This is a genomic window from Prevotella aurantiaca (assembly GCF_015262605.1).
Taxonomy (GTDB): Bacteria; Bacteroidota; Bacteroidia; order Bacteroidales; family Bacteroidaceae; genus Prevotella; species Prevotella aurantiaca.
This window is the reverse complement of sequence record NZ_JABZSJ010000002.1, coordinates 1-23522: the sequence shown is the minus strand read 5'-3', so window position 1 is coordinate 23522 and position 23522 is coordinate 1. Positions and strand designations below refer to the sequence as shown.

Genomic DNA, 23522 nt, shown 5'->3' with positions numbered 1-23522 from the left:
CTTATTCGGCCGTATCGTTTGCCAAATCCGTATTGATGCTCTCGATATAGTCAAGCACTTCCTCTCTGCCTACCTTGTTTTCAGAAGATGTTATAAAGTAGGGTGGGGTAACTTCCCACGTGTCTTCCAACTTCTTCATCCATGCTTCGGCATTGGCTTTCGCCTTTCCTCCCGATAGTTTATCGGCCTTTGTGAAGACGATAGAGAACGGAATGTTGCTTTGTCCTAACCAATCGATAAACTCGCGGTCTATTTTTTGCTGCTCATGACGTATGTCGATAAGTACGAATACGTTCACGAGCTGCTTGCGTTGCAAGATATATTGCGCAATCATCTGTTCGAGTTTGTTGCGCACAGTCTTTGAATTCTTAGCATAACCGTAGCCAGGAAGGTCTACAATATACCACTCCTTGTTAATAATAAAGTGGTTGATGAGCAATGTTTTGCCAGGCTTTGCCGATGTCTTGGCAAGGCCTTTGTGATTGCAAAGCATGTTAATCAGGCTCGACTTGCCCACGTTCGAACGGCCGATGAACGCATATTCGTTCTTCGTATCGTTAGGACACTTCGCTATTGTAGGCGATGATAGACTGAATTCCGAAGTCTTTATAATCATGTTAGCGGTTCTTATTGCATATCATAAACTACCTGCATGAGCTTCTTTCCTAATGCATCAGCTTCTTCCATGCTACTTGCTTCGCTGTAAACACGTATGATTGGCTCGGTGTTAGACTTACGTAGGTGTACCCAAGCTGTTGGGAAATCAAGCTTAACACCATCAATATCGGTTACCTGCACGTCCTTTTCGTTTCCGTAAAGTTCCTTAACTTTAACGAGAATAGCGTCTACATCGGTTTCAGGAGTGAGGTCGATGCGGTTCTTTGCAATGAAATATTCAGGGTAAGTCTTGCGCAATTCGCTTGCTTTCATGCCCTTTTGAGCCAACGAACTAAGGAAAAGTACGATGCCAACAAGCGCATCACGACCGTAATGACTATCTGGATAGATGACACCACCATTACCTTCGCCACCTATAACAGCCCCAACTTCCTTCATTTTGGTAGTAACATTCACCTCGCCAACAGCTGCAGCGTAGTACTTTCCGCCATGTTTTTCAGTTACATCGCGTAGTGCTCGTGTTGAAGAAAGGTTGCTAACGGTGTTTCCTTTTACGTGATCGAGAATGTAATCAGCCACACTTACCAGTGTATATTCCTCTCCGTACATGACTCCATCTTCGCGTATGAACGCCAAACGGTCTACGTCTGGGTCTACAACAATACCGAGATCGTAGCCTCCTTTCTTTATTTCTGCCATGATACCACCGAGATTTTTCTCTATAGGTTCGGGGTTATGAGCGAAGTCTCCAGTTGGTTCGCCGTACAACAACGTGTATTCTACGCCGATTTGGTCTAACAATTTGGGCAGAATAATACCTCCAACAGAGTTCACTGCGTCTACGCAGACACGGAATTTGCGTGCTTTAATTGCCTCCAAGTCTGCCAATTCAAGTGCTTTAACAGCGTCGATGTGGCGTTGATCAAACGAATCGTCCTCCTTATAACTACCAAGTTGGTCTACGTCTGCATAGTTGAAATCTTCCTTTTCTGCTATATCGAGTACGGCAGCGCCATCTTCTGCGGTGAGAAATTCGCCTTCGTGGTTCAATAGTTTCAGTGCATTCCACTGACGAGGGTTGTGCGAAGCGGTAATAATAATACCACCATCGGCTCCTTCCATACGCACTGCCAGCTCGGTAGTAGGTGTAGTTGCCAAGCCAATATTAACGACATCAGCGCCAATACCCATGAGAGTGCCGCACACAACGTTCTTTACCATCTCGCCAGAGATACGTGCGTCGCGTCCAACAACTATCTTTAGCTTCTTTCCTGGGTGCTGACTTGCAATGTAAGTAGCGTACGCTGAAGTGAATTTAACTATGTCAAGTGGGTTCAATGTGTCGCCTGTTGGTCCGCCAATCGTACCGCGGATGCCTGAAATAGACTTTATTAGTGTCATCTTTTTCTATAAATATTAAAGCCACGACTGCACATTGTGCGGTCGTGGCATGTTATTGTTTTATCGTATTATGTACCTCGTTGGAAAGTGATATCGTAGAAGCAAGCATATACTTCTTTGTTTGCTAAGACTTGTCCTTGTGCCGATGGGACGATAAGACGTACATGGGCTAACTTATCGGAAGCACTTGTGATGCGGCCAATCTTAATGTATGGCAGAGGAACAAGCCAGCCTTTAGGCACTGATGCACTTTTGTATATGCGTGCCATAACGCTCGACGACTTATCGAAAGAAGCCGAGTAAGTACCGCTTGTACGTGTTACCATCATCTTATCGACTATTCCGTCCCAACGCAAATTCATATTAGAGAGCTGCAAACTATCGCTTGCTACGTTAGTTTCTTCGAAGCGACAGAGTACAGTTGAGGTTTCTCCGTCTTTCAATTTCTCGCCTATTCCTTTCTCAACTATCTGCATATAGACTCCAGAATTCTTAAAAAGAACGTACTGATTCTTCGATACGTCGGTCGTAGAGTCTTGCTCTTGGAACTGACTTTCTGTTATAACGTTTATCTTATGGTTCACTATAAACGCATTTATAGACTTGCGCTCGCGTTTCAATTGGTCGTCGTAGGTTTCTTGTTTGCTGCATGAGGTGCTGCAAATTCCACCCAACACAATTGCGAGGAGAAAGATAATCTTCTTCATTTGTGATATTTTTGTTTCCTTATTTATTATCTGCAAAGGTAACAAAAGAAAACAAATATACGCACAAACTGCTGCTATAAAATATATAAAATATTGAAATTCGGTTCTGTTTGGCCACATTTTATCTCATATTACTGCATTTTGTAGGTTCTATCTGTTTTTGTTTTTCTCTATCTTTATGATGCAATAATCTTTCCAAACCATCGTTATTCATAATATGAATAAGGCAAAACTATTGAACATTATATTATTGTTCCTGTTTACTTTCTATGGTGTTGACGCTATGGGACAGTCGTTTACGCTGCAAGGAAAGGTATCCGACCAAGAAGGAAACCCCATTGAATTGGCGTCAGTTATAGTGGCTTCGCAAGGAAAAATGGTGATGAGTAACCTCAAGGGAGAGTTTAGCATGCAGCTACAGAGTGAGGATTCGGTTAAGATACGGTTCTCAATGCTTGGCTATAAAAGCAAAGTGCGCGTGCTACATCGCCCTCAAGGCAAACAAACGTTGCAGATTCAGCTTGTAAGCGACAATGAATTGCAAGAGGTTGTAGTCGAAGCGCATGCACCACAACATGGAACTACTGAAGAAATAAAGGTTGAAGCGACGAAGCGAACGCCCTCTGTTTCGGGCAATGCAGTGGAGGAAATACTGCAAACACAGGCTGGTGTGTCTACGCACTCCGAGCTTTCGTCGCAGTATAACGTGCGTGGCGGTACGTTCGACGAGAACTCTGTATATATAAATAATGTGGAAGTGTATCGTCCTTTCCTTGTTCGTAGCGGACAACAGGAGGGCCTTTCTGTTATCAATGCGGACCTTGTAGAACGCGTTGGATTCTCTACGGGAGGCTTTGAAGCAAAGTATGGCGATAAGATGAGCTCTGCTTTGGACATTACTTACAAGCGTCCGAAGCGCACAGAAGGCTTGATAAGTGCTTCAATGCTGGGCGCAAGCGGATATTTTGGACTTGCAGTGAAGAAGCTTACTTGGACAAATGGTTTACGTTATAAGACTAATAAGTATCTCTTAGGGTCGCTTCAAACACGTGGAGAATACAGACCTTCGTTCTTAGATTATCAGACTTATTTATCATGGCAGCCTTCTAAACGCTGGCAAATAGACTTTATTGGAAACATATCGGAGAACAATTATAACTTTGAACCCGAAGACCGAGAAACCAATTTCGGTACTTTGAAGAACGTAAAGTCCTTTAAAGTCTACTTCGATGGCCAAGAAAAGGACCTCTTTCGTACTTTCTTCGGCTCTTTAAGCCTTACTCATCACTTATCATCGCGTACCGATATCTCGCTAATAGCGTCTGCTTTCTCTACCAAAGAGCAACAACGATACGACATTCAAGGCCAATATTGGCTCACACAGACCGAAACTTCAGAGAATTTAGGCGTTGGAACGTACATGCAACACTCACGAGACTACTTGAAAGCAAACGTTAAGAGCTTGAAATTGATGTTGCAACAGCGTGCAGGAAAGCACAAAATAGAAGGTGCTTTGACCTATAAGATAGAGCAAATCAAAGAGAATTCTGCCGAATACGAGTATCGCGACTCGGCAGGATACAATGTTCCGCACACTGGCGAAACCCTCGACATGATATATTCGTTACGTGCGCGCAATAAGTTAGATGCAAAACGCTTTGAAGCATACGTGCAAGATACGTGGAATTTCCAAAGCAACGACTCTGTCCCCACGCTTTACCGATTGAATTATGGTGTGCGTTATGCGTACTGGGACTTCAACGGTGAAAGTATAGTTTCGCCTCGTGCATCGCTCAATATCACGCCCGGTTGGAACCGAAACCTATCGTTCCGTGTGGCAGCAGGTCTTTATTACCAAGCACCTTTCTACAAAGAATTGCGCGATACTACAATGGTTAATGGTGTAACATACGCCCTTTTAAATCAGAAAACACGCTCGCAGCTTTCTATTCACGCCTTGGCGTCGATGAGTTATCGGTTCAATATGCTGAACAGACCATTTAAATTCACAGCCGAAGCATACTATAAGGCAATCTCACGCCTTGTTCCTTACTCGGTAGACAACGTGAAAGTAACTTATTACTGCGATAGTCAGACCACTGGACACGCCACTGGTTTGGACTTAAAACTATTCGGAGAGTTTGTACCAGGGGCCGATTCGTGGCTCACGCTCAGTCTTATGAACACCAGTATGAAGCTAAATGGAAAGAACGTACCGCTACCAACCGACCAGCGTTTCGCCTTAAACATCTTCTTTACCGACTACTTCCCTGGCTCAACACGCTGGCGAATGTCGCTGAAACTGGCATACGCAGACGGCTTGCCTTTCTCGGCGCCACACCAAGAGTTAAGTAGCAACTCGTTTAGAGCGCCTGCATACAAGCGTGCCGATATTGGAATGAGCTACCGACTATTCGATAATAACGATGGCTCGCGACACTCTATCTTCCGTAATATATGGCTCGGATTAGACTGTTTGAACCTCTTTGGAATCAATAATGTGAACTCTTATTATTGGATAACCGATTTCTCGGGACAACAATATGCCGTGCCTAACTATTTAACTGGCCGACAAATCAATGCGAAAGTATCGGTAGAGTTTTAAAATAAAACTGCATATATAAGACTTTTTAACATGTTCTATTTGTAATAAGTACATATTTGTAGTATCTTTGCAGCGAAAAATTAATTATTAAAATAAAAGAAAGACATTATGAAGAAATATGAATGTGAGACTTGTGGTTACGTTTACGATCCAGAAGTAGGCGACCCAGATGGTGGCATTGCGCCAGGAACTGCTTTTGAAGATATCCCAGATGATTGGGTATGCCCACTCTGTGGCGTTTCAAAAGAGGACTTCTTTGTAGTTGAAGAATAATTTCATAAGATAATAATTTAGATGTTAATGAAGAAAGGTATATGGCTTTTAGCCTTATACCTTTTTTTATTTTGTAATACTTAGACAGTTGATTCACTATTTGCTGACTTTTCTTTTGCAATCTATTGTCAGTTGCTTTGTTATTCATTGGTTTTTATTTTGTGTGTTCATGGAGTATAGTGGTTGTTTCATTCATCACAATATTACTTATTCACTATGTTGCTTCTATTCCTCAAACAACTGCTATATGGATAGAAATAGCAGGGCATAAGCTATCCATAAACCATGTTGCTATTTTTTGTATAAAATTGCTTTAGTTCTGCAAAGAAATACGATTGTAAAACGTTATAGCCTCTTTGATTTTCCAAAAGAGCCTGTTTTGCAACGCAAAAGAGCCTGTTTTACCGTGCAATATAGGCACTTTTGCAATGCAAAACAACCCCTATTGTAATGCATTGATATAAAGTTAGTTACACAATGTAAGTTTTGTTGAAAGCTACAGATGGGAATATTGTATATTTATAAGCATTCTTATGTTTTTCTATAGGTATAAAAACAACAAAAGCGCAGGGCGATAATCGTCTTGCGCTTTCGTTATTTTTAAATAAGCTTTCGCTTATTTTGGTCTCTGCTTGATTTGAGGTTCGCGCCTCTCGGCGTTCCCCTGAAAATCTCGCATCGAATTGTTATCCTTTCTTCAATCTTTCTTTTGTTACCTTAAACTAATCCTATCAACCTGAACAATCTCTTTTGTTCTCCTTAAATAAAACAACTAAAAACCTAAATCTATTACTATTAACCTAAACAATCTAATAACCTTTTTTGTCTTTTTGACAATGCAAAGGTACGCAGCTTTCACGATATTAAAAAATATTTCTACCTATTTTTTGCTGAAAAACAGTCTTTCTTGACCTGCGTCAACCCTTTATTGTGTTCGCACACACAAAACATTCGCTTTCTTGAAAAAATGGTCTTATTTTGGTATAGGATGTCTTTTGAGTTTCAATACAATATTTTTTGATTTTCTTTCCTTATGATTATCTTACTTTGTTCTATGCGATAATGATCTTCGTTGAATATTCTTTGCCGTTCGTTTCAGAAGCAACTGCTTTGCCATTATTTTTCCTTTGCAGTGGTATTCTTCTGTTTATGTTGAGCGCATTGATGGGTAAAACTATTTTAAACGACAGTTTTATGTTAGAAAAGGCAAAGAGGAGAGAATAGCTTTTAACTGCGTTACGAATGCAAAAATAGGGTAGTAGGGGACGAGTGCAGATTATATTCTGCCTTCATCTTACTTTATCATATCTGTTAGAACAAAGGAATGAAGATGATAAAACGAAAAAACAGATTGCAGAAACCGAAATTTCGGAATTGCAATCTGTTGTTGTTTGGTAGGTAAGTATCAAATTTGTGCGACTGCACACTATGGTAGTTATACCATGATAGATACAGTTTCTTTAGAGTCCCATGCTTGGAACACCTTCTATAGAATTATCTTCTACAGTATTATTGTCTTCGAGTTTCTCTTTCAAAAAGTCGAGCATCAAGCGTATTGCCTTATTTGTTGCAATGGCAAGATTAATGTCTCGTCCGAAATCCTCGGTTAGTTTGAACGTTCTAATGTCGTCTTTGTTGCCGTAACCAATCCATATTGTGCCGACAGGAGCCTCTGGAGTGCCACCGCTTGGTCCTGCTGTTCCTGTTGCAGATATGGCGAAATCAACCTGCAAAGCGTCGATAGCACCTCTTACCATCTGGCGTGCCACTTCCTCGCTAACGGCAGTTTGCTCTTCCAAAGTCACGGGAGAAACACCCAAAACGTTAATTTTTACTTCGTCGGTGTATGATATAATGCCACCTTTAAAATAGTTTGAAGCACCAGGAATGGCTATAATTGTTTCGCTAATGCGTCCTCCCGTGCAGCTTTCAGCAGTGCCGAGAGAGTATTCCGATGCGTAAAGTAGGTCGCCAATTTGGCGTGATAATATTTTACTTTCAAATTCCATAGTCGTTAATATCTATTCAAATGTAACTTTACTAAAGGCGGGTATGTCGATAGTTGTAAATTTTCCGTCGCGATACTTAAACGTTCCAACGCTGGCAATCATAGCTGCATTGTCGGTGGTATAGCTAAACTTAGGTATGTATATCGTCCAACCGAAACGCGCAGCGTGGTCGTGGAAGGCATTGCGAAGACCATTATTAGCCGATACTCCGCCTGCTACGGCAACATGCTTGATGCCGGTGTCCTTCACAGCTTTGCGAAGTTTCTTCATTAAAATGTCTACAATGGTGAACTCTAAGCTCGCAGCGAGGTCGTTTTTGTGGTGTTCTATGAAGTCAGGATCGCCCTGTATCCACTCGCGAAGGTTATAAAGGAACGACGTTTTAAGCCCCGAGAAAGAGTAATCGTAGCCCGATACGTTCGGTTCAGCGAACTTAAAGGCCGTCGGATCGCCTTGACGAGCCAGCTTATCGATTATTGGACCGCCTGGATAACCTAATCCCATGACCTTAGAACACTTGTCTATGGCTTCTCCAGCAGCGTCATCGATGGTCTGTCCGAGTACTTCCATGTCGTTATAAGCATTCACTTTGACAATCTGAGAGTTGCCTCCAGATACCAAAAGGCATATAAATGGGAATGGGGGCTGGTTGTTATCGTCGTCAGTTTCTTTGATAAAGTGGGCAAGAACATGCCCTTGTAGGTGGTTAACGTCAATGAGTGGTATGCCCAACGAACGCGCAAAGCCTTTTGCAAAGCTTACTCCGACGAGCAAACTGCCCATGAGTCCTGGTCCACGCGTAAAGGCAACGGCCGATAATTGCTCCTTTGTGATACCCGCACGCTTAATGGCTTGGTCTACAACAGGCACTACATTCTGTTGGTGTGCACGCGATGCCAGCTCTGGAACAACGCCTCCGTATGCCTTATGGACATCTTGTGAGGCTGTAACATTGCTTAGAATAACTCCGTTGCGTAGCACCGCTGCGCTGGTATCGTCGCAGCTACTCTCTATACCTAATATATATATATCCTCGTTTTTCTTCATTGTTGTTGTGTTGTTGCGTCGAGGACGCTTCAGCTTATTTGTCTTTTCCCGTTGCGAATAGGGCTTAAAGACTTTATTTTGCTACTGTTTTTTTAATACGTAAGTATTTCCAATCCGTGCTCAGTCATTAGGAAAGTATGTTCCCATTGGGCTGAAGGAAGTTCGTCACCAGTGATGATTTCCCAACCATATGGGTCTTCTGCGTCGATAAAAACCTTCCATGTGCCTTGGTTTATCATTGGTTCGATGGTGAAAACCATGCCCGGAACAAGCAGCATACCAGTACCCGCGTGTCCGAAATGGGATACTTCTGGCTCTTCGTGGAAGTCGAGTCCCACGCCATGACCGCACAAATCGCGTACTACTCCATAGCCATGTTTCTTCTCGGCATGCTTCTGTATGGCGTGTCCAATGTCTCCAACGAACGAGTAAGGCTTAGCTGCTTCCATGCCAATCTCAAGACATTCCTTTGCAACACGCACCAGTTTTTCTTTCTCTGGTGTAGTTTTTCCGATGATGAACATACGGCTTGCGTCAGCATAATAGCCATCAACGATGCACGTCATGTCTACATTTACGATGTCGCCCTCTTGCAAAACGTCTTCTTTCTTAGGTATTCCATGGCACACCACTTCGTTAATGCTGGTGCAAACGCTCTTCGGGAAGCCCTCATAGTTAAGGCATGCGGGTGTAGCATTGTGCTCTTTGCAGTATGCCATGCATATATCGTCAATCTCTTGCGTATTCATTCCCACGTGTATAGCGTCAGCCACAGCGTCTAAGCAACCAGTGTTAATGACACCAGCGCGGCGGATTCCTTCAATTTGTTCGGGTGTTTTTATAAGGTTTCGAGTAGGAACCAATTTGCCTCTCTTCTCGAATTCCATTATTTTTTTATCCATTTCGGTGGGTTCTTGTCCCGGTAGACAGTGCCACCTTCTCTTTTTCAATATCATTGTTACCGTTGTTAAACTTTTCTGCAAAAGTACTATAATAAATATAGATAGCAAAGGAATTAACTCATTTTTACCCCCTAAAGCTTACAAGAATGCTGATATGCGCTTATTCTTGCCACACTTTGATATTGGCATTTGTAAAAACTTTGTTTGTAAAAGAATATGTATAATCTCACCATATAAACCTTGATTTAAATCAATTAAGCGAGATTTAGAAAATATTTTAACTAAAATGTTTGTATAATCAAATGTTTATTTCTATCTTTTCTTACAGATTAATAGTGGTAAACTAATAAGTTTAGCATTATCATTTAAGGAAAAATAGCGTGTTTAGGAGATGCGTAAAAATTTTCTCAGGAGCAGTGATGCTCACCAAATGTTTATATTTAAGTTTATAAAAGTTTTCTTCAGTAAAAGTTATAGATTAGGTAGAAAATGATTGAATCAGGATAACTTCTCTGTTTCAAGCCACTTTTTTCAAAACGAAAATATAGTAACACCACTTGCTTACTTTTTCTTTTATACTATTATAGATTACCCATTTACTCTTGATTCATGCACTGATAGCAAATAATTGTATCATTGCGGTTGATTTGTTGTGAATTCTTAACGAGTTTACAACAGCTATTTTTGTTATCGCACACGCTCTTAAAATAAGTTAAAGCAAGCGGAAATGATGTGTAAAAATTTTGATATTAAATAAAAATAGCGTACATTTACAATCGTTATCCTGAAACAATCTTATAGCCTTACTAACTAATGCCTAACATAAAATAGAAACGACGGTCTGAGAAGATCGTCGTTTTCTCTAGTTTATAGGAATTGTCCTGATTTCTGATAGAGGTTCTTTACTTTTGTAAAGATAATCTAATAGAAAAGTGATGTAAATTGTTTCGTGTTTCAAAAGTGCCTGTTTTGCGTTGCAATATAGGCTCTTTTATTATGCAAAAGTATGGTTTTTGCACGCCAAAAACCATACTTTTGTAATACAGAAAAATGGACTTTCGTAAGGCGTTGTCTATTAGATGGTTATGAGCTGCGGTATGCTTCGGTTACAACTGGTAGATGTTTCGTACATTATTATATGGTGTAAATGCCACCACACTCGGTAGTTTGTTGTATGCTTGTTGGCATTTTGCACGCCTTTCGCCTTTGTTGTATATGGTAATATCTTTATTATGAGGTTTATAAACTATGTTTATGGCGGAACAAAATAAACCAACTTTAATAACCAATTAGGCAAGAACCACGTGTTAATAAATAATAAACACATTGTGAGAAAAATGTTATGAAAAGTTTTTGTCCTTTAAATTAATTTGCATATCTTTGCGAAATGAAACTAAATATTCGTATGTAGAGAGAGTATAACAAACAATATATAGAAATGGAGGTGTAGTTCTGGCTGCTTATGCGCCACATTGCAATGCTGTTGTTTTGTGGAAGGGGTAATGCTAAAATAAATTTTTATGTTTGCCTAAATGCCGTTTATGGCAACAAAAAGAGGATTTTATGGCATACTAATAAGCGTACGAACACGGTTAAAATAACCACTTACTTTCTGTAATACAATCAATTAAAAAGCTCAATCACACAAAAATAAAATAAACAAAACGTAAAATGAAAAAACTATTAGTATTAGTATGTGCTGCCATTGTAAGTATTTCTGCTTCAGCACAAAAGGGAGATAAGGCAATAGGTGTAAACCTTTCGTATGGTACAAAAGTAAAAAATATAGGCTTAGGAGTAAAAGGTCAGTACTATTTAACCGACCGTTTGCGTGGCGAAGCATCTATAGATTACTTTTTAAAGAAGGACGATGTATCTATGTGGGATATAAATGCAAACCTCCATTACCTGTTTGATGTTGCTCCAAAACTACAGGTTTATCCTGTTGTGGGGGTAGGTTATACAAAGTGGAATGTGCAATTTATACTGTTAGACGGCAAGAAGAAGTCGGCATCAGAAGACAAATTTGCGACTAATCTTGGGTGTGGTGTACAGTATCAGCTTATCGGTAGGATTAATGTGAATGCAGAATTGAAATATCAAATTATAGATAATTACAACCAATTGGTGCCAAGTGTGGGACTGACATATAGATTATAAAGTTTTTTTATAGAGGTTGTTAAACCGTAGGTTTGCCTCTATTATGATAAGAAAGGTGTGGCTGAAGCATTTGCTTTCCACACCTTTTATAGTTTAAACCTAAAAAACTGTTAGAACAAATATATACTTTGTTTTGTTGTAGAGTATGTTATGTTGCGTATAAACAAAGTATAACGAGCTATAATAAACGGCAAACGACGAACAAAAGAGGGGGAGGAGAATATTGCATTAACAAGGTGTGGCGGTTGTTTTTGTGGGTTTATACACACTGTAAAACTGTAGTTTCGGCTTTGTTAGCTTGTTTTTTTGCTATAAAAAAACTCCTACCTGTCTTATAAAAAGACAAAGTAGGAGTTCAGAAAATATATGGTATTTATAAGTTTTTCTATATTTTAGCGCATTGTAAGCATAACAACGCTGCTGCCAAAACAAACGTAAGGTTGTTCTGTAGTATATATATTGTAGTAGTTTCTACTGTTTATACTTCTCTACACCCAGCTTATACATATCGTTACCTTCGTGGTCTATGGCAACAATAACGGGCAATTCTTCTACCCGAAGACGGCGTATAGCCTCTGTTCCAAGCTCATCGAAGGCAATAACTTCTGCCTCTTTAACAGCCTTTGCCATAAGTGCGGCTGCGCCACCAATGGCAGCAAAGTAGACTCCGGTATATTTTTTTAGTGCATCGATAACCTCTTCTGAACGTGAACCTTTACCTATCATGACACGTAAACCTTCTTGAATGAGGCGAGGAGAATAGGCGTCCATGCGCCCACCCGTTGTCGGACCAACTGAACCAATAGGCTGTCCTGGTTTCGCAGGGCATGGTCCAGCATAGTAAACAGCCTGTCCTTCAAAATCGAAAGGCATGGCTTCGCCTGCATCAAGCATTTCGCAAAGACGCTTATGAGCTGCATCGCGTGCAGTATATATGGTGCCTGAGATGTAAACCATGTCGCCAGCGTGGAGCGATTTGATGGTTTCATCAGTGAAAGGGGCTGATATTATTCGTTTTTCTTCCATAATATGTTTTCTTATAATTGCTGTTTAGAGTGAACCTTCGGCATGTCTTGTGGCGTGGCAACCTATGTTTACCGATACTGGCAAACCTGCAATGTGGGTAGCATTAGTAAGAATGCTAACCTGTAGGGCCGTTGTTGAACCACCAAAACCACATGGTCCGATGCCGAGTTTATTGATTTCTTCTAACAATTCTTTCTCCAATTCGGCTACATGTGGCTTGTCGCTCACACTACCAACAGGGCGGAGAAGGGCTTTCTTACTTAGGAATGCTGCACGTTCCATAGTTCCGCCAATGCCAATACCTACAATGATGGGTGGGCAAGGGTTACCGCCAGCATGGAAAATGGTATCTATGACAAACTCTTTGATACCTTTTACGCCTGCACTTGGCGTAAGCATCTTGAGTCCACTCTTGTTTTCGCTGCCGAAACCCTTAGGTGCTACAGTGATATGGAACTCGTTTCCTGGAACGATTTCATAATGAATGATGGCAGGAGTGTTGTCTGTTGTATTCACACGGTCTATCGGATCCTTCACAACAGACTTACGCAAATATCCATTTGCATAGCCTTGACGCACGCCTTGGTTAATGGCTTCTTCTATGAAACCACCTGTTACGTGGCACTCTTGGCCCATTTTGACGAACACAACAGTCATTCCTGTGTCTTGACACATAGGTACTCGCTCGGTTTTAGCTATGTCGGCATTCTTTACTATCGTGCCAATAATTTCGCTTGCCAATGGTGATTTCTCTTGTTTTTGGCATACTGCGAGCTTGTTGTATATATCGTCTGCAAGCACGTAACATGCTTCAATACAAAGTTTTTCTACTAACTCTGTAATCTTAGATGCTTCAATTTCTCTCATTTATCTAAACTTTTCTTGTAAGGAAATACTGTGTATTTCTGTTCTCAATGTTTTCGCAATTCTTGTCTACAATACCGATTAGGCAGTAGGCTTTACTATGTGCATCGTACATAAGTTCCTTTACGAAAGAGAAATCTTCTAACTCTTTCGTATTGGCAACCTGCAAACGCGGACCACCACATTCTATTATATGGTCGCCAATTGTGATGTGTTCTTCATCGTAATAGGCTACTGGCAGTTGCTGATCTATTACTTCCTTTACGTAATCTTCTACTTCTTGAATGTCAAATTCTTCATGATTGTAGAACTTTAATACGAATCCGTTGCGTATATCAGAGAAGTAATAGCTATCTGGAGAGATGCCGTAGTTTTCCTCAAGTATATAACGAGTGATTTCTTCGGCCGTGTGTGCCCTCTTACGATACTTCAATGACTCGTGCACTATGGTGTAAATACTTTCTGGTAGAGGACCGAACATCGTTGGACGAACCACGATAATCTCTTCGCCAATGCCCACTATCAAGTCGGCATTACGGCCTAAAGCTTCACGCAATAAGTTGAAATGCTCGACGATGACACGCTTCTTGCGTTCCAACAATGTCTTAACGAACTCTGCAATTTCCCACATCTGCATGAAGCCCATGAGGAAACGAATATCCAAATGGAACGATGATGCCTCTTTTATTTCGCCCAATGCAATGGCTTCACGCATAGAAAGAATCTTGCGAGGATTAATAACGTCATCATCATTAGTGAGTTCTAGTCCGGGAAACATACCTTTGATAAGCGAAGACTTGCCTGAACCTGCATCTCCGACAATGCCGATAAGACGGTCGGTGTATAGAAGGTGGCGCTGCGAAATGTGGTCGCCAAGAAATATTAGACGCTCTTTGCCGCGTGGGGCGTAGTACTGCGTCGATATAAGGTATTGCTGTAGCGGATTTATCATTGCTTGTTCGTGTAAAGTGTTGAGTGAGAAGCAGCGTCTGCTGCCTATGTTTTATAGAATTTACAGTATAGAAACTGTCAATAAAAAACAAGTTGGCACGTTACCATTATATAGGTTTCGGTGCCAACTCGCTCTATGTTTGTATTACAATTCGAAGTTCAACTTCATTAAAGGTGTGTGCTGCTGTGCACCATAAACATCGGTTTCGCCTAATGAACCTGATGGTATCGGACGTACGATGGTTATCTTAATGGCCTTCGCAGGGTCGAAATGAATGATGTTGATAATATCTTCAGCCTTGATATGGTAGAGTTCGCAGAACATCTTTTCGTTGAAAATGTTAGCGTCCTTCACCTTATAATACATATCAAAGTCTTTGAATATGACGTCGAATGTAAGCTCGAAAGGTCCTGAATTCTTGCTGCGAATAACAGAAGCCACGTCTACTAATTTATATTGTGCCATGTTTTTATCTCCTTTTACTGTTAGTTACTTGCATTCTCCCCTGTCGAAATTGACATAAGTAATAGGGAAAAGACTTGTAGGATCGTCTACTTCCAAGAGGTGATAGATATTGAACTCGTAAACTTCGCCCATCTTACAGTCTGATGGAGAGAATGGGAAGGCGAGGTTACCTGATGTAGAATAGCGACCATCGTAACCGAAGTGAAGCATTGTGCTTCGTGCAAAGCTACAGATAGTATTCGCTGTTTCTTGGTTATCAGCAACTGCTTCGATGATGATAAGCAACTCATCAGAGTGTGATTCCTCAGCTCCTTCGAACATAGCCATTACGCCTTTCTTGCCGTAAATCTTGAAATCAAGGAAGAAATCGGTTATTCCGTACTTCTTAAAGTTATCTTCTACGCGAGCACGAACGGCCTTTGTGATTTCATCTATCTTAGAAATCATAATAGGATCCTTTACTGCTGCTGGCGACATAGTACGATAACCTACGCGACGAACACCTTCAAGCTTAACGTAATACTTGTCGGTTGGTACGAATTTAGAGCCAGAAACGCACACCTTATTCTCATCAACTTGTTCGAATTTGCATTCGTGTAGGTTGATTGCACCACCTGGACCAGGCAAGATATAAGGGTTTGTCTTCTCGTAGAGAGTGTGTCCTGCTATAGAAAGTGTGGTACACTTGCGAGCTGAAGACAATGGTTCAAGCACGAAATTATCGTGGCGGAGGTAGCCAAACATACAATCGCTACCGCTTCCTGGTAGTGCGCAGATAGCCGCACACTCAAGGATTTTACCCAAGTGAATGGCCAAACCTTTAGGGAATCCTTCCTTGATAGGGAGGGCTGCAAATACTGAAGGGTCGTAAGAACGGCCTGCAATGATAACATCTGCACCTTCTTCCAGTGCCTTGATATATGGCTCTTCACCCATCTGAGCAACGATGTGAACTGCTTCGTCTACATCTTTTTCTTCAATAGGCTTCGCTGGAGCAAGTGGAGTAACCTTACCATTGCGGAGGTTTTCCTTAATAAATTCTTTTTCAAACTCAGACTGAATGACAGCCATCTTGAATGAAAGACCTTTTTCTTTTGCTATTTCACGTACTATATCAAGTACGAATTCAACGTGAGGACGTGCTCCGCTACCACCAGCAGTACCAACAATAACAGGTACTTTAGCCTCGATACCAGCTGGAATCATGATTTCCAAGTCGCGTTTTACCGAGTTGCGGTCTGTGAAAGACTTGCCTGCGCCAAGATAATATGGGCCTGGATCTGATGAACCAGCGTCTACAGCGATTACATGTGGCTTGCGTTTCATACCCTCTACAAACGATTCCATTGGGAAACCATAGCCCAAAATCGCTGTAGTGGAAAGTATTCTGATTTCTTCCATCTTCTTTTTTCTTTTTAATTACTTAGCCGAAACCAAGATAAGATTACTTGGTCTGAACCAAGATTTAATTACTTAGTCAAAGCTAAGATACGGCTCATTTCGTTGAAGACAATCATATAGCCTTCATCAACACCCATACCTGGTTTTGCAAGATACTGTACTGGCTTAGTCGCCATAGCAATGTTTGCACATACTTCTGCAGAGCGGTTTGTTTCATTACAAGTACCACCGAGGTAAGCACCCATACCATTTTCTTTGCAATAGAGTACAGCTTCGATTGTGTTATTGATACCACCGAGGTCTGGAGTCTTAATTTGTGCCATGTGACCAGCCTTCTTTTCAGTGAAAGCTTTGATGTCTTCCAAAGTGTTGCACCACTCGTCTGCAACGATTTCAGCATCAATTCCATCGCGATCCATGGCTGCACGGATAGCTGCCAAAGCATCTATTTGAGCTTCACGTTCGCCCATATCCACTGGACCTTCCACACGCAAGTGGAATGGTTTAGCTATTTCTGCAACTTCGCCGATATACTTTGCGATTGCCTCAAAGTCGTTGTTGAACACGATACCAAGTGTACCATAAACGTCAATGTGGAATGTTGGGTTGTAACATTCGCATGGACGAAGTTCAAGAATACGATTGCGGAGCCATTCTACATACTCTTTGATCTTTTCACCTTTCAATCCAACCTTTGTTTCTACGTGGTTGAAGAGAGCGTGAGGCAATACATCAGCACGCTTCATAATCATTTTATCAGCGTTCAAATAGCGGTCGTCGCCTGACTGAGAGAAGATAGGAATAATTTCTTTTGATACTTCTGTTCCGTATTCTTCAGCGATTACCTGTGCCATTAACTTGCATTGGCTCTTTGCAACAGCGTCAAGACAAGCTTGAGTTACACCATAACGGATAGCTGTATGATATATTTTACCAGTAGAAGGGCTAACTGTTTTATCAACAATGTCAGCCATTTCACGGAAAGAAGTAATATCTTTGCCTTCATATAAAGGAGCAATCTCCTTTTCAATAACAGGAATAAAGTCTTCAGCAAGGAACAATGGGTCGCGACCACCAGCACCAGAATATTGTACAGCAGCACAATCTCCGTGTGCAATAGCGCCATTTTCAAGAATGAACATAACGCTGATAGACTCACCTGCTTGTCTTACTTGTTTGAAACCAGGTGTTAATGGAGTGCCAACATAGAAAGCACCATCGTTCTTAGCACCAGCTTTGATGGCCTTTTGGTCATCGAAGAAAAAGCCCGTTTTACCAGGGGCACATACCACTTTCTTAATTTTCATAATAAGAATTTGTTTAAGTTATGGTCCCACTACTATTTTTTAATGTTCGTGGGACCCATATTTTAGTTTATGTTTTTACTGAATTATTTCTCTTAAAAATTCGCTTTTGAAATAGTGCGAAACTATTAGCTCTGTGGGTTTGGACGTCCAACGAGATGTCCTTTACCGATCGCGTAAACGTCATCGATAACCATTTGGAAACTAACAGGGCGGTTTTCAGCCTTTGCACGTTCCTCAAGTTTCTGACGGTGGAAGATAACCAAGTCGTCGCTGAGAGGCATATTACCCATATTCAACAAGCGGATAGCACCTTGATTGTCGCGTGCAGGCAATACCTTACCAGCATTGTACTTACTTGGTGCAAATGGAATGTCGATAACACCAGCTTCGATAGCAGCGCAAGTACCTACTGCCCAGTCGCCCTTACCGAGTTCTTCTACCTTATCGAGCATACACTCCATTTCTCTCATAATGATTTCGCTTTCTTCTACAACAGCAGGAATTTCACGGAAGTTTTGGTCCTTCAACATGTTGATAACCTGCTTAGTTGCGCGCAAACCTGCGGCGTTAGCTTCCTTAGTTGGGATACCCATAGCCTCGTGAGGAGTCTTTACGATTACCTTTGTTGCCTTTGCCAAAGCGCCTGCAGCCGAACCCCATGAGATAACACCGAACGCTTGTGCTTCATCTTGTGGGAAACCACCCATCCATTGGTGGAACACTGTAGTTACACGAGCGTCCTTATAGCCGAACTTATCAAGATATTTGCGTGTCATGATGTCGAGCGAACGGATAGCAGCAACGTCTTGAATGAGGTTACCACACTGTCCATATCCAACAGTAAGGTCGCGTACTCCCTGTGTAGCAGCAAGCACAGCTTCAATCACAGCAACTGTGTTTGAGATACAAGGAGGAATAAGTGTACCTGTAAGAGGGCCGAAAGGTTCACGGTTGATAGATACTCCAGCTTCTTCATAAAGACCCACCAAACGGTCAGCATACTGCCAGTGGTGAATAACCTGGTCTACTGGGTGTGCCTTAGAATAAGGAATGTTATAAGAAATACCGCCGCCTTCGTAAGATGTGAAGCCACCAGCGATAGAGAGTTCGGTAAGCAAACGTGCGTCAGGGGTTCCGTGACGAACCTGCACAGGGTTCTTAACTGCCGATGTAACCTTACGGCAAATGTCTACACCATAGTTTACAATAGGGAATCCGTTAAGCATAGAGCGGTTGGTTTCAAAACTTTTCTGAATACCAACTTCGCATTCTTTGTATCTATTTAGACGTGTGTAGCTATCCACAGTAGATGGCAACAAGTCTGCACCACCTTCGTCTTCGAGGAAGCGCAACAGCTTAATATGTTCTTCATAGAGTGCTACACCTGCACGAGGCTGAATGAGAGTGTCGCCATTTTCAACTGCTTTCTGCAACTTGTACGAGAAGCGTTTCTCTGGCGCAATGCTCTTTTGGTAATCTACTGCTTCTTGGAAGTCTACGTCTTTACCAGTCTCCCAATGCGTGAGGACGTCGGCTCTTTCTTTGTAAAACTCGTCGTCGGTAAGTTTTTTATTCTTCAATTCCATAAAAAATATTTTTGTATTATGGTGTTATTTATATTTCCGTAATTTCTTTTTTCATGATTGCCAAAGCCAAATGTGGCTCGAATGTACTCAGCAAACCCATTGAAGCGAAGATATACTTCTTATCTAACATATACTTAGGGGCTTTTGGTTTAGCAAACATAGGGTCGCGCGACGCTTTCTTTTCGGCTCCGCTTAGAATCTTTTTAGGGTCAGCGTTGTTTTTGATAGAACCACCTATACCTACTATATATGGCACTTCTGAAAGGTCTTTACCTGTTAATGTGAATACTTGACCCATTGGAGTGAACGCTGGTTCAAAGTATCCGCAGTGGCGTTCTACTGCAACTTTCACGGCATTACGTGCTAATCCTTGTTCTATCCTAGCTTCTTCGTCGGTTTGTGGAAGCGTTGCAGGAGCCGCAGCGCATCGTTTAATCCAGTCTTCTATTTTAGTTTGGTCAATTCCAAGTTCATCAGCGAACACCTCCATGTTTATCTCATCGGCCATTGCCGTTAGGCTATAGCGCATTCCAAGGTCGCCTTCCACAGTGCGTTTGCTATATGGTTCTGGCAAACCTTTGGTGATAACTTCGGCGATGGTAGGTTCTCCTTTCGCCATAGAATATATGTCTGTGGTTGCTCCACCGAGGTCTACAGCCATCATATCTCCCATTCCTTCGTCGCGTCCGTATCCTTTGCTGAATAGTTCGCACCCTGTTAGCACTGCCAACGGTGTAGGTATAATATCGTAACCGCTCATTTCTTGAACCCTTGTAAGTCCTTTTGCTTCAATGATTCGGCTAATGAACAGTTCCTTAATCTTCTGTTTTGCGGGATTGATATTGATGATATTGAACTGTGGCATTACGTTTTCAGTAATGACACACTTCTTTTTATTAGAGGCTTTGAAGATTTGGTCTAGTTCGTAAGAGGCAGTTTTATTACCTGCAGCTATTATAGAGAAGTCGCGATCTATTTCGCATAAGCGTTTCGCATTGGCGATAATGACATCTTTATTGCCCCCGTCGGTACCGCCACATAGCAATACCAAGTCGGGGTTTATGTCGTAAATTTCCTGTTGTTCGGCTTGTGAGATTTCAAACGAATAGGTTTTTACAACCTTGGCTCCTGCACTTGACGCTGCCATCTTTGCTGCTTTAGCAGTCAATTCAGGCACTAATCCGAGTGCAACCATCTTCAATCCTCCAGCAGCGCTACTGCAGCAGAGAAGTCTGTCGTATGCGAAGTGTCCTATTTGGGCTTCGAGTTGTTGCATGCCGTTGTTGAATCCCTCCATCACATCGGTCTCGATGGTGGTGAATGCGGCTGCTGTTCCTATAACGTCGCCCTTGTCTGTGTCAATCGCTGTCAGCTTCGTGTATGTGCTACCAAAATCTACTGTAAGGTATTTCATATATTAGTCTTCCTTTCCTAAAACTTTATCGAGGTCTTTGATAGAGATTTCGATGTCAGTTCCAGGAGGGTACACCTTTGTGAAGCCCATAGCGAGGAATCGCTTTTCTACGTCTTCAAAGTTTTGTTTACCTACTACGAGGTTTCCACCTACGAAGATAGGAATACCTTTAAGTCCTGCTTCGTCGCACTTTTCGCGCAATCCTTGGCAGTCGATTTCGCCGTGGCCATACATTGACGATACCAAAATAGCGTCAGCATTCGTTTCGATGGCAGCTGCGATATATTCTTCTTGTGCTACCATTACACCCAGGTTTACCACGTTGTAGTTATGTTGCTCAAGAGCAAATGCGATAATCTTGTTGCCTACTGCATGCGCATCAGCACCAATAACTCCAGTAACTACTGTCTTTTTTTCCATAGCTATCTAATGTATTTGAGTTAGGTTTTATATATTTTCGTATATTTTGTGCAAACTTACAACCTTAATTTTTAAACGACAAAGATTTACTCAACAAATTTCAAAAATTAACACTACTTAGCAAAAAATAGCACTGTAATTCCCTCATAATGGTGTTCTTTTGTTCTTAATGGTGGATAAACACTTTGCTTTTTGTTGTTAATTGCGGTATTAATTGGTCGTTTTTACACCAAAACGACTGGTAGATTTGGATACATTGGCATAATAACTATTTTTGCATATTAATACTTTTGTTATATGCATAAAGTACTATTGCGAAGTGATGCATATTGTTCGACATTGTAAAAGTGCCTATATTACACAGCAAAAGTGCCTGTTTTACCGAGCAAAAGAGCCTGTTTTGCACTGCAAAACAATGGGTATTACAATGCGCTGATAATTAGATGGTTACATGATAGTATAGATTTAACACATTGCCTGTATCTTTATGCTATTATTTTTGCATAATAACAAAAAAGCTTAACACAGAGTAAGGTAGTGAAATTATGCTGTTAAAGTATTATTTGACAAAATAATTTGGTGGTAAAAATAGAATGCTGTACCTTTGCCGACAAGTATGGCGATTACTAAATGCTCTACTATAGGGAAGTAAACAAGCCTGTTCTATTATATAATAATGTAGAAACTCGCTACTAACAATCGCAATAAATAGACTTTGTTAGCAATAAATCAAATCGGTATGAAGAAAGTTTTGACGGCAATTTTTATACTTTCAATGGCAACAATGTTGCTGCAATGCAGCACTAAATCTGAGAAAAAAGGAGCTGTTGTTAAGCAAAAGAAAGAAGTTTCGCGCCAGAAATACAATCGAGTACTCACAAAAGAACAATTAAAGGCCATGGGTATCGATTGGAAAAAGCTAATGAAACATCTAAAATTACAGGAGGTTTCGTGGTATGGTGGTGATTTCCGTGATGACCAATCAGAGCCTCGCTACGAGCCAACACGTGAAGATTTCTTGCTGACAATACCTTTGGTGGAATACTATATGAACACGCATGGCTATAAAAAGCCCTCTGATGAACTATTTAAACAAAGGATTCAAGCAGTCTTTGGCATGCGTCTAAATATGCAAAGCAAAAAGCTTTATCAGCCTCTTGATGATGAAGAATACTTTGACTATGCATCAATTTATTTTGCTTTGAACGGCAAAGGCATCATCACATACAATTGGATGCTCAACGATATGCTGAAAGTGAGGCACGAAAAGATTGTTTTAAAGCCGAAAATATTACAACAGATACTTGCTTTAAATAACTTTATTGTATATGAAGATGCTGCTGCTTTCAAGTTCTTATCGCAGGCAACGTTTGAAGGAAACGAGGAAGACTACGATGGAATGGGCGATCCTTACGACGGAGAGAGGATATTAAGCGATTTGTTTTCGGTTTATCAATACTATGGAAGTGACTTGCTGAACCAATGGTACTTTACTACTCAAGATGTAAATCCCATAGCTTTCTTCCACCATATATTCGAAAAGACTATAAAAGGTGAGCTCATTGTGCAACTACCTTTGATTAAATTGATAGAAAAAAATACTACGGGTAAGAACAATAGGGCATTCTCAGAGTACTTCGGAAATCTTGTTTTCGACCTTCTAAATGGAGAAAATAATATGAACACAGTAGGGTTTAGTTTTGCAGATAAGGCAAAAATATTCTGCTATTTTGCCGCATCGGAACACAAAATGCGTACTAAATACGCAAAATATATACCTTCTATGAATGAAAAAGCATATTGGGACCGTTCTTCTTCTACCTCTTCTATGATACTTCAACACCCCGAAGTGTATTCAGAAGCAAGCAATCATAACTTCTTCGGAGTAGTTAAGCCAGCAGTAATGAAGGCTTTTGCTGAAGAAAGTAAGAAGAGGAAAGACAACGAATAAGAATAAAATGTGTTGTAACAAGGTATGAACAAGAACGGAAAAGGCATAAAAAAAGATTGACTGTCTCACGACAACCAATCCTCAAAACCTTAATAATCTAATACCATGAAAAACACGTTGCAAATTTATCCAGATATTTTTACTCCTCCAAATATATAGATATAAATAATGTTAATATCTTTTTAATTCTCTCTTTTTGTGAATATATCCTACGTTTTTATACGAAAATAGTACTAAACTGCTAATGGTTTATCTTTCTTTACTATATTTGCTTTTGAACTACTTTTGTTGTTTTAAAGTGCGAAAGTTTTTGTAGTTTTTGTCGCCCATAGTCTTTTGTATCAAAAAGTTTTGCTAACTTTGCATAAAATATAGCTGCACTCGACAAATTGAAAGTTCCTTTCTTTGTACTCG

19 protein-coding genes are annotated in these 23522 nt (G+C 40.9%); 4 read left to right on the top strand and 15 right to left on the bottom strand.

From position 1 onward, the window contains the following. Position 1: 1 nt before the first annotated feature. The 3 genes from yihA to HXN26_RS00875 all read right to left on the bottom strand — a co-directional run bounded on the left by yihA (position 2) and on the right by HXN26_RS00875 (position 2726). A complete protein-coding gene (gene yihA, locus HXN26_RS00885; protein WP_025000167.1) occupies positions 2-616 on the bottom strand; it encodes a ribosome biogenesis GTP-binding protein YihA/YsxC in 615 nt (204 codons plus the stop codon). 11 nt (positions 617-627) lie between these two features. Continuing rightward, entirely contained in the window at positions 628-2019 is a 1392-nt protein-coding gene (gene glmM / locus HXN26_RS00880; protein ID WP_273158203.1) for a phosphoglucosamine mutase, read from the bottom strand. A gap of 68 nt (positions 2020-2087) precedes the next feature. Then, positions 2088-2726 carry a BamK family beta-barrel-assembly machinery protein gene (locus tag HXN26_RS00875; RefSeq protein WP_273158202.1) on the bottom strand — a complete coding sequence of 213 codons (639 nt, stop codon included), beginning with the start codon at positions 2724-2726 and terminating at the stop codon, positions 2088-2090. Positions 2727-2943: 217 nt separating this feature from the next. On the opposite strand from HXN26_RS00875, the gene HXN26_RS00870 reads away from it, so the two are divergent. Both HXN26_RS00870 and rd read left to right on the top strand, forming a co-directional pair. Continuing rightward, positions 2944-5331 (top strand): TonB-dependent receptor, encoded by a 2388-nt coding sequence (locus HXN26_RS00870; protein WP_273158201.1) that lies wholly within the window; start codon positions 2944-2946, stop codon positions 5329-5331. A 108-nt stretch (positions 5332-5439) separates the two neighbouring features. Then, positions 5440-5604, top strand: coding sequence for a rubredoxin (rd, locus tag HXN26_RS00865; protein WP_084472151.1), 165 nt, complete (start codon positions 5440-5442; stop codon positions 5602-5604). Between the two features lie 1460 nt (positions 5605-7064). On the opposite strand, the gene HXN26_RS00860 is transcribed toward rd, so the two are convergent. The 3 genes from HXN26_RS00860 to map form a co-directional block, all read right to left on the bottom strand. After that, a complete protein-coding gene (locus HXN26_RS00860) occupies positions 7065-7613 on the bottom strand; it encodes a CinA family protein (protein ID WP_273158200.1) in 549 nt (182 codons plus the stop codon). A gap of 12 nt (positions 7614-7625) precedes the next feature. Continuing rightward, positions 7626-8660, bottom strand: coding sequence for a tRNA (adenosine(37)-N6)-threonylcarbamoyltransferase complex transferase subunit TsaD (gene tsaD / locus HXN26_RS00855; protein WP_273158199.1), 1035 nt, complete (start codon positions 8658-8660; stop codon positions 7626-7628). Positions 8661-8752: 92 nt separating this feature from the next. After that, the gene (gene map, locus HXN26_RS00850) at positions 8753-9616 is read right to left on the bottom strand and encodes a type I methionyl aminopeptidase (RefSeq protein ID WP_273158198.1); all 864 of its coding nucleotides are present in this window, start codon (positions 9614-9616) and stop codon (positions 8753-8755) included. 1617 nt (positions 9617-11233) lie between these two features. On the opposite strand from map, the gene HXN26_RS00845 reads away from it, so the two are divergent. Beyond that, positions 11234-11722: an outer membrane protein gene (locus HXN26_RS00845; protein WP_273158197.1), complete on the top strand. Its 489-nt coding sequence runs from the start codon at positions 11234-11236 to the stop codon at positions 11720-11722. Between the two features lie 471 nt (positions 11723-12193). On the opposite strand, the gene HXN26_RS00840 is transcribed toward HXN26_RS00845, so the two are convergent. The 9 genes from HXN26_RS00840 to glmS form a co-directional block, all read right to left on the bottom strand. Beyond that, a complete protein-coding gene (locus HXN26_RS00840; protein WP_025000159.1) occupies positions 12194-12748 on the bottom strand; it encodes a Fe-S-containing hydro-lyase in 555 nt (184 codons plus the stop codon). A 24-nt stretch (positions 12749-12772) separates the two neighbouring features. Beyond that, positions 12773-13615 (bottom strand): fumarate hydratase, encoded by an 843-nt coding sequence (locus HXN26_RS00835; RefSeq protein ID WP_273158196.1) that lies wholly within the window; start codon positions 13613-13615, stop codon positions 12773-12775. 4 nt (positions 13616-13619) lie between these two features. Next, a complete protein-coding gene (locus HXN26_RS00830) occupies positions 13620-14564 on the bottom strand; it encodes a P-loop NTPase family protein (RefSeq protein WP_273158195.1) in 945 nt (314 codons plus the stop codon). Positions 14565-14708: 144 nt separating this feature from the next. Further along, a complete protein-coding gene (locus tag HXN26_RS00825) occupies positions 14709-15029 on the bottom strand; it encodes a DUF4387 domain-containing protein (RefSeq protein WP_025000157.1) in 321 nt (106 codons plus the stop codon). A 24-nt stretch (positions 15030-15053) separates the two neighbouring features. Continuing rightward, positions 15054-16430, bottom strand: coding sequence for an acyclic terpene utilization AtuA family protein (locus tag HXN26_RS00820; protein WP_273158194.1), 1377 nt, complete (start codon positions 16428-16430; stop codon positions 15054-15056). Positions 16431-16498: 68 nt separating this feature from the next. Beyond that, positions 16499-17737: a methylaspartate ammonia-lyase gene (locus HXN26_RS00815; RefSeq protein WP_025000155.1), complete on the bottom strand. Its 1239-nt coding sequence runs from the start codon at positions 17735-17737 to the stop codon at positions 16499-16501. A 125-nt stretch (positions 17738-17862) separates the two neighbouring features. Then, positions 17863-19323: a methylaspartate mutase subunit E gene (locus HXN26_RS00810; protein ID WP_273158193.1), complete on the bottom strand. Its 1461-nt coding sequence runs from the start codon at positions 19321-19323 to the stop codon at positions 17863-17865. Between the two features lie 28 nt (positions 19324-19351). After that, positions 19352-20737 (bottom strand): methylaspartate mutase accessory protein GlmL, encoded by a 1386-nt coding sequence (glmL, locus tag HXN26_RS00805; protein ID WP_273158192.1) that lies wholly within the window; start codon positions 20735-20737, stop codon positions 19352-19354. A 3-nt stretch (positions 20738-20740) separates the two neighbouring features. Continuing rightward, positions 20741-21157, bottom strand: a complete 417-nt coding sequence (glmS, locus tag HXN26_RS00800) for a methylaspartate mutase subunit S (RefSeq protein ID WP_004364137.1) — start codon at positions 21155-21157, stop codon at positions 20741-20743. A 739-nt stretch (positions 21158-21896) separates the two neighbouring features. Here glmS and HXN26_RS00795 point away from each other — a divergent pair. Beyond that, entirely contained in the window at positions 21897-23108 is a 1212-nt protein-coding gene (locus tag HXN26_RS00795; protein WP_273158191.1) for a hypothetical protein, read from the top strand. Positions 23109-23522: the final 414 nt, after the last annotated feature.